Origin of the sequence: Nannocystis pusilla (assembly GCF_020073745.1) — a bacterium.
Taxonomy (GTDB): Bacteria; Myxococcota_A; Polyangia; order Nannocystales; family Nannocystaceae; genus Nannocystis; species Nannocystis radixulma.
Genome location: NZ_JAIRAU010000049.1, coordinates 46,626 through 58,396 on the forward strand (window position 1 = coordinate 46,626; position 11,771 = coordinate 58,396).

The following is an 11,771-nucleotide window of genomic DNA, read 5'->3' on the forward strand; positions in this document are numbered from 1 at the left end:
CTACGTCCGCGCGAATGTCCACAGGGCGAACAGCGCCAGCGCGACCGCCAGCGCGCACAGCAGGCCGGGCCAGAACAGCGGCGACCGCCGCCACCGCGCCGGCATCGAGTCACCGACCGGCGCCCGGGGCCCGCGCGCGAGAGCTGTCCGATCGGCCAGGTCGGCGCGCGCCAGGCCGGCGCTCGCAGGCAGCCCGGGGCCACTCGTCGGCGCCGCGAGCCCGCCCCCGCGAACTGTCCGATCGACCAGGTCGGCGTGCGCGGGGCCGACGCTCGCGGGCCGCCCGGCGCCGCCCGCTGGCGTGACGTCACCGACCGGCACCGCGAGCCCGTGCGTGCGAACTGTCCGATCGACCAGGTCGGCGTGCGCGGGGCCGACGCTCGCGGGCCGCCCGGCGCCACCGATCTCCGCGGGTGCGATCGAGCCGGTCTCCGGCAAGACGATCATCGTGCGGTCATCCTCCGAGCTGGGCGCCCGTCCGAGCGGGAATGCGGGCAGGACCAGCGTCTCCTCCCGGCTCCCCCGCAAGACATCTGTACGCTCCACGCGATCGGCGACTGTCCTGTCGGCGACGGTCGCGTCGACCGGCGCGGAGATCGGCCCCCCGGACCCGACCGGGCTCCCGTTCGACGCCAGCACGAGCGTGCGCTCATGCACTGCCGGCGCCGACCCGAGCGCGCTCCCCTTCGACGGCGAGGCGAACCCGGCCGTACTCGCATGCGCCTCCGCTTCGACCGTACTCGCATTCTCCGCGGCACCGACCGTGCCGCCATTCCCCGCCCCGGCGGCACGCGCATTCGCCGTCGCCTTGACCGTGCTCCCATTCTCCGCAGCCCCGCCCGTGATCCCTCTCGCCACCGCCCTGCCGGTGCTCTCATGCTCCCCCGACCCGCCCGCGCACTCATTCGCCGTCGCTTCGGCCGCGCACGCATTCGCCGTCGCCCTGGCTGCACGCTCATTCGCCGTCGCTTCGACCGCACTCCCATTCTCCGCGGCGCCCACATTCCCTGCCGCTGCGGGCATCGCCGCCTCCCGCGGGCCCTCGCCCGGCAGGCTGACGATCGTCGTCCGATCGTCGAGGTTCACCGGCGCCTCGTGCCGCTGCGTCGGGTCCTCGTCGACCGTTGCGCGCGCCGCCGGCGCCCCGCGGGTCCGCGGCGTCATCCCGGGCGACCGGCGGATCAGCGCCAGGTGACGCGCCAGCTCGGCCACGTCGCCGAAGCGCTGCGACGGCCCGGGCGCGAGGGCTCGCACGATCAGCGCCTCCACCTGCGACGGCAGCGGCGTCCCGGCCGCGAGCTCCGCGGGTCGCGGCGCGGCTCGCCGCGTCAGCACGCTGCGCGCCGCCTTGAAGGCAGTCGGTCCCGCGAACGGGTGGACCCCGGTCGTGAGCTCGAACAGCAGGACGCCGAGCGTGAACACGTCCGAGCTCGCGTCGCCGGGCAAACCCGCCAGCTGCTCGGGGGCGCGGTACTCCGCCACGCTCCCGTCCTCGCGCGGCGGGACCGGCTGAACGCCGAGCTCCGCGATCCCGAAGTCGAGCACGCGGACCTCGTCCTCGGGCGTGACGCGCACATTGCCCGGCTTCAACGCCCGGTGGGTCGCGCCCGTCGCCTCGGCGAGGGCCCACAGCCCCTCCGCGGCCGCGTGCACGATCGCAAGCGCGCGCTGCCACGGCAGCGGGCCGGCGCGGCGGAGCAGCCCCGCGAGGTCCTCGCCCGCCACCAGGTCACCGGCCAGGAAGGGCGGGCTCTCGGCCGCGCCGACCTGGATCCGCGGCAACATCACGACCGGGTGCTCCGCGCCCATGGCCGCCCGCAGCAGCCCCGCCAGGCGAGTCAGCCGCTCGACCGGGACCGGCGCGGCGTCGAGGACCTTGACCGCGACCTCGCGATCCGAGCGCAGGTCGCGGGCGACGAAGACCTCGCCGAGCCCGCCGCCGCCGAGCCGGGCGCGCAGCGCGTAGCGATTCACCAGAGTGTCCCCGACCGCGCTCACCGCTCACCTGCCCGTCGGCGCCTCGAGGTTGTCGTGGATCACCTCGACGAGGAGCTGCCCGCTCGCGGCCGAGTCGGCGCCGACGCGCACGTCGATCCGCGCGCTCTCCGGCGGGAGCTCGAGCAGCACCGACAGGTCCGCGCGTTCGAGCGTGTGCAAGCCCGGCCGCGACGGCAGCGCCGGCGTCAGTCCGAGCCGGCCGCAGATCGCCGCCACGTCGTCGAGCCGGACCGCCCCTGCCTCACCGGCCGCGAACGTCGAGCGCTGCTGATGCGCCCGCGCCTCGACCGCGAACGACAGGAACGCCCGCGCCTGCAGCATCGCCGTCCACGCGCGCGCGACCACGTCCACGCGCGCCGCGACGAAATCGGCCGGGTCGCCCTCGTCCTCGAACCGCACCACCGGAGGGTCGTCCGGATCGCCGCGCTGCAGGTCGAGGAACCAGTCCTGCAGGATGTCGCGGCCGATGCCGAGGTCGAGCCCGACCTTGAAGAAGCGATCGTCGGGGTAGGACGGCGACGTCGCCAGGATGTGCGGCCACAGCGAGGCGGCGCGGCAGTCCGCCACCGGCAGCGGCTGGAAGCTGCCGCTGGAGCCGCCCATCGCCCGCAGGAACTCGAGATACGCCGCGGGCAGCGGCCGCGGGCACGCCCCGGCCAGCTCCGCCAGGTCGTCGGGGTGGGCGCCGCGGAGCTCGGCGCGGAGGTCCGGGGCGCGGGCCATCAGGAAGGCGAGGATCTGCGAGAAAGACATCGGAACACCTGCGGGTCGACGGGGTCCTCTTTATCTGGGGCAGCTGCGTCGCTTGTAATCGCAGAGGGTCAGCGGCACGAGCGACTGGCACGTGACGCACGAGGGCACCGTGACCCCCGGGTCGAAGCTCTCCTCGCGCCACACGTCGTGGTCGCCGTGGCGCCCCCGCGTCAACCACCGCAGCGCGACGCGGAACGGGTGCAGCCGGTCGTAATGTCGATAGCGCAGATCGACGCGATGCGGCTGCAGCGGCGCGAAGAACATCTCGGTCATCGAGCGCGGGACGTGGCCCCCGCTCCGGGTCACCAGCTTGGCCGCGGCGCACACCCCCGGGGCGTTGCAGAACGGCTCGTTGTTGCGGTTCCTGTTCTTCGCCTCGTCCCAGCGCTCCTCCACCCTGAGCCGCGCGTCGACCCTCGGGTTCGCCGCGATGTAGTCGTCGACGCCGGCCTGCTGGTCGCACAGCGTGAAGCCGAGCTCCTCGACCACCCGCTTGAACCCCACGAGCGTCTGGCCCGACATCGCCGCGAAGACCTTCCCGCACTCGCAGACCATGACGCCGATCATGTACCCGCCGTGCGTCGAACGATTCTTGTGCACGGCCCGCTTCCCGACCTCGTCCTGCTTGCCCCGCACCTCCCTGCCCTTGTCCTTGATCCGCTGGCTCAGCGCCTTGCGCTGCTTCGCGTCGAGCGGCGCGGTCGACGGCCCCGCCGTCGACGGTCCCGCCGTCGACGGTCCCGCCGCCGAGGTCCCCGCCGCCGCGAGCTGGGCCTTCAACTGATCGAGCTCCCCTTGCAGCGCGACCCGCTCGTCGCCGAGCGCCCGATAATCGTCATAAGCCGCCTGCAGCGCGTCGTACAGCGCCTGCGCCTGCTTCAGGCTCGACTTCTTCTTCTCCGGCACGCGGTGGCTGGAGGGGCTCCGGTTGCAGATCCGGCACGGCCCCTCGAAGTCGTCGCCGTAGGCCCAGCCGGTGCCGCACTGGAAGAACGACGCGTTGAAGGTGTTGCCGTTGTGGCTGACCGCGTCGGTGAAGCGGGCCACGCCCTTGCCCTCGACCCGCACGTCGAGGCTCGTCGACTGCCACTTCAGCTTGCCGCGGATCCGCCCGGAGATGACCCCGCCGCCGGCGGTGCCCGGCTCGTCGCCGGTGCTGGTGACGATGTACGAGCTGGCCAGCGCGACCGGGGACCCGTCGATCTCCGTGCGCCGGGCTCCCTGCGCCAGGTCGGCCGTCCTCGCCGCGTTGACGTAAGGCACCGGCACCGGACCGGCGGGCGACGGCGTCTTGCACACGTCGGGCGGACCGGCGACATCGACGAGGCCGTCGCCCCTGTGCACGATCGTGCGGCCGTTGGCGTACGCGCGGGTCATCGGCGCTCTCCCGGCTCCGCGGCCGCGACGTCGACGAGGCAGGCGCCGATCGCCCCGTCGTCCGCGCTGCCGTACAACAGGGCGCGGCCGGGCTCGCCGCGCCGCTGCAGGTGGTGGATCGCCAGCGCCAGCGCCAGCGCCGGCGCGGCCGCCCCGGTGTCGCCGAAGCTCTCGCAGGCGCGCAGGTGGACCAGCGGCTCCGGCATCAGCGGCGCCTGCCGCAGCGCGGCGTAGGTGAAGGCCCGCGCCTCCGCGACCTCGCCCGTCTGGCAGCTCGACACGCACCGCGGCCGCTCGCCGCTCGCCCCCGGGTCACGCGCGAGGCGACCGAACACCGCGGTGAGGCCGTCGGCGAGGTCGCGCACGCGGTCGGCCCCGCGAGTCATATGTCCCGAAGTACAGGCGATCACCCGCGCCGGGGGCGGGCACTCGCTAGCCGCCGCCGATGGGCCCCGCGCGAGCAGCAGCGCCCCCGCGGCCTCGCCGGGGATGAGCCCGTCGCGCCGCGCCGCCAGCACTCTCCCCCGTCGCTCGAGCCGGCCCAGCGTCGACGGATCGCACAGGCTGTCGGCCGCGATCACCAGCGCGTCTCGCCCGGTGAGCCGCTCGAGCAGCTGAAACAGCCCCGCACGACCGGCGCAGACGACCTCACGCAGCTCCAGCGGCGCCGGCGCCTCGGCCTGCAGCGCGTGCACGATCGCCGCCTCGTCCACGGGCGCCCCGCCCGGCTCCGCCAGCGCCAGCACCAGCGGCAGCGGCGACGCGAGCGCGCCCGGCGAGAGCCCGCCGAGACAGTCGCGGAGCGCCCAGCCCGCGAGCGCCGCGACGCGAGCGCTGCGCGTCAGCCCGGGCTCCAGCCGGCCGAGCCTCGACGCCCGGATCGCCTCGCCGTGGCCGTCGTCGTGGTCCGTCTCGGCGAAGCGCACCACACCGGCCCGCACGGCGGCGAGGGTCGTCGGCGCCGACAGGCCGAGCGGCGTCCCCAGCCCCACGCGCACCACGGACCAGCCGGCGCTCGCGTTCACGACGCCTCCCACGGCTCGACCGCGCGCACGAACACGCACTCGAGGTCGAGCCAGTCGCCCGTCACCACGAACGCGGTCCGCCACACCATCGTGAACCGGCGATCCTCGGGCGCCAGCGCCAGCGCGTCCATCGCCATGGCCTGGCGCGTCCGACCTCTTCTGCGCTGCAGCGTCGATCGCAGGCGGAAGCGCGGCAGGCGGAACGCGATCGGCCCGTCCGGGCTGACCCCCGCGAGGCGCACGAGCTCGTCGCCGACCAGCCCGGTGTCCGCCACCAGGCCGGGCGCCGCCGCGTTGAAGAATCGCGGGTCGAAGTCGGCCGGCCACAGCGGCGCCCGCTGCTCCACCCATTGCGAATCATAGCTGCCGGCGAAGCCCAGCCGGGGCTGCCAGTGGCGCGCGATCGGTCCGAACCCGACCGGCGGCGGGCGATCCTCCCAGCGCTCGCAGGGTGAGTCCATCGCCTCGATCGCCGGCAGCGCTTGACCCTCCGCCGCCCGGGCCGAGGCGTAACCGCGACCGACCGGATTGCGCGGATCGTCCGGCCCGCCCGCGCAGTACTCGTAGCGCAGCGGCAATTGCGTGAAGCGTTGCGGCGCCGACGAGCGCAGCCCCGCGAGCCCACGCGTCCACCGGCGCTCGCCCGTGATCGAGGCCGCGACCCGACACGATCCGACGCGGACATCGACGATCGATCGCTCCTCGGGCCGCCCCCTGTCGGTCCACGCGAAGCCCTCCAGGTAGATGTCCGTCCCCGGGCGGAAGTAGGCCGTCTGCCCCTCGACGCGCAGGCTCGACCCGCCCGGCTCGCCCCAATAGACGTCCTCGAGCGGCGGCGCGACCTGCTCGTGGGCGACGCGCGGGGGCTCGTCCATGATGAACGTACCGGCGACACACACCACCAAAACGTCGCGCCCCTCGCCGTCCACGGACGGGCTCGCCCGCGCCGCGAAGGGCGTCAGATTGTGGAGAGTCGTCATCGCTGCCCCCGTCGCCGCGCGCGAGCTCGAATGCGACCACCATGTCCACCGCGACTCCCGGCTCGAGACGCCCTCACGCCGGCGAAGCTCTCGATCATCGCCTCATGCGTGGATCGCAGGGCAGCCCGGGGCACGGGCTCCTCGGCCACGACCTCGATCCGGCGCGATCACGGGCCCATCGCGCGACTCGAGGCCAAGCACGGCGCGAGCGGAGCAAGTCGCGCAGGGGCAGGCGACAGACCTCATTGTGCATCCTCCGGCCCCCATCGCGCCGACGCGCTCGCGGGCCGCCCCCGTCGAGTGCGCGAGCGTGCGCGCCGCTTTCGCCCGCGCTTGCCCGCATCGCGATCCATGTCACGTTCTCGACCGTGTCATCCGATGGACTGCCGGCCCTCCTCGGCAACCAGGCACTGTTCACGTTCGCGGTCGAGGGTTGCGGCGAGGAGCTGCGTGTCGTTCGTTTCAGCGGCCGCGAAGCGCTCTCGGCCCTGTTCGAGTTCCGGATCGAGATCGCCGCGTCCACGGTCCCGCTCGACGAGCTCGTCGGCAAGCCCGCGGTCTTGACGATCGAGGGCCTCCACGCCACGCGCCACGTCCACGGCCTCGTCTGCGAGGCCGGCTACATCGGCGAGAGCTCGAGCTACACGCTCTACGAGCTCACCCTGGCGCCCGCGATCTGGCGCCTGCAGCAGCGCGCCGACTGCCGGATCTTCCAGCAGCAGACCACCCCGCAGATCCTCGCCAGGGTGCTCGAGGCCGCCGGCATCCCGCGCTCCGACTTTCGGCTCGACCTGACGGCCACCCATGCACCGCGCGACTACTGCGTGCAATACCGCGAGAGCGACCTCGACTTCATCAGCCGACTGATGGAGGACGCCGGCATCTTCTACTACTTCGAGCACGGCGAGGACCGGCACGTGCTCGTCATGACCGATCGCGGCGACTCCAGCCCGCCGATCGAGGGCGACCCGACCCTGCGCTTCAACTTCGAGGACGACCAGGAGCACATCGACACCTTCCGCCTGATCGAGGGCCTGCGGCCGCAGCGGGTCAGCCTGCGCGACCGCAACCTGCACCGGCCCGACGCGCCGATGGAGGCGAACGCGGGCGCCGGCAGCGAGCGCGAGGTCCACGACTACCCCGGCGCCTACCAGGATCCCGGCAAGGGCGGGCCGCACACCGGCGGGCAACAGGCGCGGCTGCGGCTCGAGGCGCTGCAGGCGTCGCGGCGGCGCGGCGTCGGCACCAGCGACAGCCCGCGCCTCGTGCCCGGCTTCGCCTTCACCCTCGCCGACGCCGCCCGCGGGCACCTCGAGGGCGACTACCGGGTCGTCCGCGTCGCTCACCGCGGCGAGCAGCCGCAGGCGCTCGACGAGGCGGCCGCGGGCGAATTCCGCTACGCCAACGAGTTCGAATGCACCGACAAACGGCTCCCCTGGCGCGCCCCGCGGGCGACCCCGCGCCCGCAGGTCCGCGGCGCGCAGACGGCGACGGTCGTCGGCTCGCGCGGCGAGGAGGTGTACGTCGACGAGCACGGGCGCGTGAAGGTGCAGTTTCACTGGGACCGCCAGGACGCGAACGACGAGACCAGCTCGTGCTGGGTCCGCGTCAGCCAGGCGTGGGCCGGCAACGGCTTCGGGGCGATGTTCATCCCGCGCGTCGGCCACGAGGTGATCGTCGACTTCCTCGAGGGCGACCCCGACCGGCCGATCGTCACCGGCCGGGTCTACACCGGGCTCAACGCGCCGCCCTACCCGCTCCCGGCCGAGAAGACCAAGAGCACGATCAAGTCCGAGTCGAGCCCGGGCGGCGGCGGCTCGAACGAGCTCCGCTTCGAGGACGCCAGGGGCCGCGAGGAGATCTTCCTCCACGGCCAGCGCGACTGGAACATCGTCGTCGAGCACGACGAGACCTGCCGGGTCGGCCACGACGAGTCGCTGTCGGTCGGCAACGACCGCAGCAAGACGGTGGCCCGCGACGAGCGCGAATCGATCGGCCACGACAGGGCGATTCAGGTCGGCAACGACCACGTCGAGGCGATCGGCGCCGGCATGACGCTGACGGTCGGCGCCGATCGGACCGAGACGATCGGCCTCCACCAGTCGACGACGATCGGCGCGACCAAGGCGGAGACCGTGGCGCTGGCCAGCGCGCTCACGATCGGCGCCGCGTACCAGGTCAGCGTCGGCGGCGCGATGAACGAGACGGTCGGCCTCGCCAGGACCGAGCAGGTCGGCCTCGCCAAGCACGTCGCCGTCGGCAAGGACAGCGCCGAGGACGTCGGCGGCGGCAAGACCGTCAACGTCGTCGAGAACATCACCGAGAGCGCCGGGCAGAACCTCGCGCTCTCCGCCGGCAAGCACGTCAACGTCGGCGCCGGGCACAACCTCAACGTCACGGTCGGCAAGGCCGCCAGCGTCATCGTCGCCGACCGGCTGACCTTTCAGTGCGGCAGCGCGACGATCGTCGTCACCAAGCGCGGCGAGCTCACGATTCAGGCCGCGAAGCTGAGCGTCAAGACCAGCGGACCTATCACGATGAAGGGCTCGCGGATCAAGCTCAATTGAGCCGACCAGGAGGAATCGATGGCCCGCAAGTCCGCCTCGTCCACCGTCGTCCGCCTCGTCCCGCCCGCGCCCGCGCTGCCGGCCGCGATCCTCGGGACCGTCGTCGCCCACCAGCCCGGGCGCGGCTGCCTCGTCGACTACCCCGGCAACCTCGCCGGCCCGCAGCCCGCTCGCCTGCTCGTCGCCGCCACCGTCGCCGAGCTCCGCCGCGCCGCGGCCGAGCGCACCCCGGTGGCCCTGATCTTCGAGGCCGGCGACCCGGAGCGCCCGCTGATCGTCGGCCTCGTCCAGACCCCTGCGCCGGCGCGAGCGGCCCGGATCGACGGCAAGCGGGTGATCCTGACCGGCGAGGAGCAGATCGAGCTCCGCTGCGGCCAGGCGTCGATCTCGCTCGAGAAGAGCGGCAAGCTCGTCATCCGCGGCGCGTACGTCGAGACCCACGCGCGGGGCACGAACCGGATCAAGGGCGGCTCGGTCCAGATCAACTGACTCATGCGCGCCGCCGAGATCGATCCGCTGTGGGACATCGTCGAGGAGCACCTCGACGAGGCGGAGTTCCTGTGGGAGGCGTGGCAGCACAGCCTCGTGGCCCCGGACTACACCCTCGACGAGGTCGCCGAGGGGCCCGAGGAGCGCCTCATGGCCCACATCGACGGCCTCGTCCGCAACGGCCCGCTCGTGGCGCGCAGGCTGCTGATCCCCGCGCTGGACGACGACGAGCCGGCGCGGGTCAGCGCCGCAGCCACGGCCTTGCTGCTCGGGCCGGATCCCGACGCCGCATTCGCGGCGATCCTCGAGGTCCTGCGCGACCGACCGGAGCAGCGCGGCCCGCTCGTCCAGGCCCTCGCGTGCGCCGACGTCCCGGCGCTCCGCCCTCGCCTGCGCGAGCTCCTCGCCGAGCACGACGGCGAGCTCGTGGCCGCGGCCGCCGGGGTGTTGACGGCCCAGCGCGAGCCGCTCGGCGACACGCTCGGCCTGCTGTTCGCCGGCGAGGCGACCACGCGCGCCCTGGCGCTGCGGGCCCTCGCGGACGAGCCCGAGCCGTTGCGATACGCCCGCGCCGTGCAGGCCAACCTGCAGGAGCTCGACCCGACCGTCCTCGACGCTGCGATCGACGCCGGTGTCCGCCTCGGCCTCGCGCCCGCGTGGGCGCGGGCGTGCGAGCGCGTCCACGACCCCGACGGCGCCGCGTCGCTGGTGCTGCTGGCCCTCCGCGGCACCGCGAGCGACGACGCCGCGCTGGCGGCCGCGCTTTGCGATCGCAAGCGCCGTCTCGCCGCGCTGTGGGCCCTCGGCTTCCGCGGCACCCCCGAGGCCGTCGACGCCGCGATCGAGTGGCTCGAGGACGACGCGGCCGCGCCTCTCGCCGGCGAGGTCTTCACCGCCGTGACCGGCGTCGACCTCGACGCCGCGCGCATGGCCCTGCCGCGCGATCGGGCCGACGAAGCCCTCGTGCACCGCCCCGAAGACGACCTGCCCCGGCCGGATCCGCTGCAGGTGCTGAAGTGGTGGACGAACCACCGCGGCCGATTCGCCGCCGGTCAGCGCTACCTCGCCGGCGCTCCGTATTCCTCGCACGCCCTCCTCCAGGCGCTGCGCTTCGGCGCCATGCGCCGCCGCCCGAACCTCCTCCTCGCGCTCACCCTCGACCTGCCCCCGGCCAGCCGCCCGCGTCTCCGGCTGACCGCGACGGCCACCCGCCAGCGCCGCGAGGTGGACGCGCTGTTGCATCGATTGCCCCGCATCGACGCATCGCCGTGACGCCTCCCGGGCGCGTCGCTCGGCTCGCGCGGGAGCTCGTCGGCGAGGTGCAACCACGACACGCGACTCTCGACCGTTACCGGCCGGGCCCGCGCTGACAGCCCGGCTCGAGTTCGGTGCGCATGCACCGACCGCGGAGAGCCCCCGCGAGCCTCGCAAGCGGCACCAGCAGCGCCGCCGGCCACCTCGCCGGGGCAGCGAACGGGCCGATCGCAGGGTGGGCGCCGGCCCCGGATTTCATTATGCTGCGCGCGTGCCGATTCACGTTCATGGCGGATCCCTGCTGCTGGCCCGGCTCGCCGAGGCCGGCGTCCCCGGCGAGCGGCTCGAGTGGTCGGAGGTCCTGTGCGACGGCCCTGTCCTCGCCGCCGACGACCACGCCTTCCGCCGCGCCCGCGCCGACTGGCTGGCCGAGCACACCGGCGATCCCGCAGCCGCCCCGCAGATCGCCGACGCCTTGCGGGCCCAGGACGAGGCGCTGACGGCCGCGGCCGCGCGCGACGAGCTGGTCTTGTGGACAGGTAACGAATGGTTCTGCCAGGCGATCGCCCTCGCCCTGATCGCGCGGCTCGGCCCCGCCGGCGCGCGGCTGTCGTGGGTGACCGCCGAGGACGATCCGGAGCGGCCCGGCTGCAGCGTCGGCGAGCTCGGCGAGGCCGCCTTGCCGCGCGCGTTCGCGGCCCGCCAGCCCGTCGACTCCGCCGCGATCGCCCTGGCGGTCCAGGCCTGGGACGCCTACCGGGCGCCCGCTCCCACGCGGCTGCAGGCGCTGGTCGACGACGTCGCGGCGTTCGTCGCCTGGCCGGCCCTGCGCGCCTCGCTGGTGCTTCACCTGGCCGAATGGCCAGGTCGTGACGACGGCCTGGCCCGCAGCGAGCGCCAGCTGCTCGACGCCCTGGCCGACGGCCCCCGCGACGTCGGCGCGCTGCTGTCGGCCTGCGCCCGCGTCGAGACCCGCCCGTGGCTGACCGACCTGCAGGTGGTCGCGCGCCTGCGCCGGCTGGCCGGCGGCGACGCCCCGCTGGTCACGCTCACCGGCGCCGCCCCGCCCGGGCTGACCGCCGAGATCACCGAGGTCGGCCTGGCGACCCTCGCCGGTCGCGCGCGCTGGGCCACCCCGGCCCGCTGGCTCGGCGGCGCGATCCTCGACGCCGCCACCCCGTGGTGCTGGGACGGCGAGACCGGCCGCGTGACCCAGTGGGCATGACCGATCGGACATAACTTTTCGAGCACGCTCGGAGGAGCATGCTCAAAAGGGCATGTCTCGCAGCGCATGTCCTGGCCTCCCGCGCTCGAATCGCCCCCGCGCT

Annotated in this window: 9 protein-coding genes; 4 read left to right on the forward strand and 5 right to left on the reverse strand. The window is 74.3% G+C overall.

Annotated elements, in window-relative coordinates; genetic code table 11:
• Genes K7C98_RS36045 through K7C98_RS36065 form a run of 5 tightly spaced genes read right to left on the reverse strand, consistent with a single transcriptional unit; the run spans window position 1 to window position 6,133 of the window.
• Window positions 1-1,998 (reverse strand): protein kinase domain-containing protein, encoded by a 1,998-nt coding sequence (locus K7C98_RS36045; RefSeq protein ID WP_224196412.1) that lies wholly within the window; start codon window positions 1,996-1,998, stop codon window positions 1-3.
• Window positions 1,999-2,001: 3 nt separating this feature from the next.
• On the reverse strand, window positions 2,002-2,751 hold the full coding sequence (locus K7C98_RS36050) for an SMI1/KNR4 family protein (protein ID WP_224196413.1): 750 nt from the start codon (window positions 2,749-2,751) through the stop codon (window positions 2,002-2,004).
• Between the two features lie 30 nt (window positions 2,752-2,781).
• On the reverse strand, window positions 2,782-4,128 hold the full coding sequence (locus K7C98_RS36055) for a PAAR-like domain-containing protein (protein WP_224196414.1): 1,347 nt from the start codon (window positions 4,126-4,128) through the stop codon (window positions 2,782-2,784).
• On the reverse strand, window positions 4,125-5,153 hold the full coding sequence (locus K7C98_RS36060; protein WP_224196415.1) for a 3-oxoacyl-ACP synthase: 1,029 nt from the start codon (window positions 5,151-5,153) through the stop codon (window positions 4,125-4,127). The genes K7C98_RS36055 and K7C98_RS36060 overlap by 4 nt, the downstream gene beginning before the upstream one ends.
• Window positions 5,150-6,133, reverse strand: coding sequence for a DUF2169 family type VI secretion system accessory protein (locus K7C98_RS36065; RefSeq protein WP_224196416.1), 984 nt, complete (start codon window positions 6,131-6,133; stop codon window positions 5,150-5,152). Before K7C98_RS36065 ends, K7C98_RS36060 begins: the two co-directional genes overlap by 4 nt.
• Window positions 6,134-6,501: 368 nt before the next feature.
• On the opposite strand from K7C98_RS36065, the gene K7C98_RS36070 reads away from it, so the two are divergent.
• From K7C98_RS36070 to K7C98_RS44160, 4 genes are all read left to right on the forward strand, one after another.
• A complete protein-coding gene (locus K7C98_RS36070; protein ID WP_224196417.1) occupies window positions 6,502-8,700 on the forward strand; it encodes a type VI secretion system Vgr family protein in 2,199 nt (732 codons plus the stop codon).
• 18 nt (window positions 8,701-8,718) lie between these two features.
• Entirely contained in the window at window positions 8,719-9,189 is a 471-nt protein-coding gene (locus tag K7C98_RS36075; RefSeq protein WP_224196418.1) for a DUF6484 domain-containing protein, read from the forward strand.
• 3 nt (window positions 9,190-9,192) lie between these two features.
• On the forward strand, window positions 9,193-10,461 hold the full coding sequence (locus K7C98_RS36080) for a TIGR02270 family protein (protein WP_224196419.1): 1,269 nt from the start codon (window positions 9,193-9,195) through the stop codon (window positions 10,459-10,461).
• A gap of 253 nt (window positions 10,462-10,714) precedes the next feature.
• Window positions 10,715-11,668 (forward strand): DUF1835 domain-containing protein, encoded by a 954-nt coding sequence (locus tag K7C98_RS44160; protein WP_346660327.1) that lies wholly within the window; start codon window positions 10,715-10,717, stop codon window positions 11,666-11,668.
• Window positions 11,669-11,771 lie beyond the last annotated feature (103 nt).

Coding starts and splice junctions, on each gene's coding strand:
- K7C98_RS36050 (WP_224196413.1), bottom strand. CDS start 2,751: ATGTCTTTCTCGCAGATCCTCGCCTTCCTGATGGCCCGCGCCCCGGAC.
- K7C98_RS36055 (WP_224196414.1), bottom strand. CDS start 4,128: ATGACCCGCGCGTACGCCAACGGCCGCACGATCGTGCACAGGGGCGAC.
- K7C98_RS36065 (WP_224196416.1), bottom strand. CDS start 6,133: ATGACGACTCTCCACAATCTGACGCCCTTCGCGGCGCGGGCGAGCCCG.
- K7C98_RS36075 (WP_224196418.1), top strand. CDS start 8,719: ATGGCCCGCAAGTCCGCCTCGTCCACCGTCGTCCGCCTCGTCCCGCCC.
- K7C98_RS36080 (WP_224196419.1), top strand. CDS start 9,193: ATGCGCGCCGCCGAGATCGATCCGCTGTGGGACATCGTCGAGGAGCAC.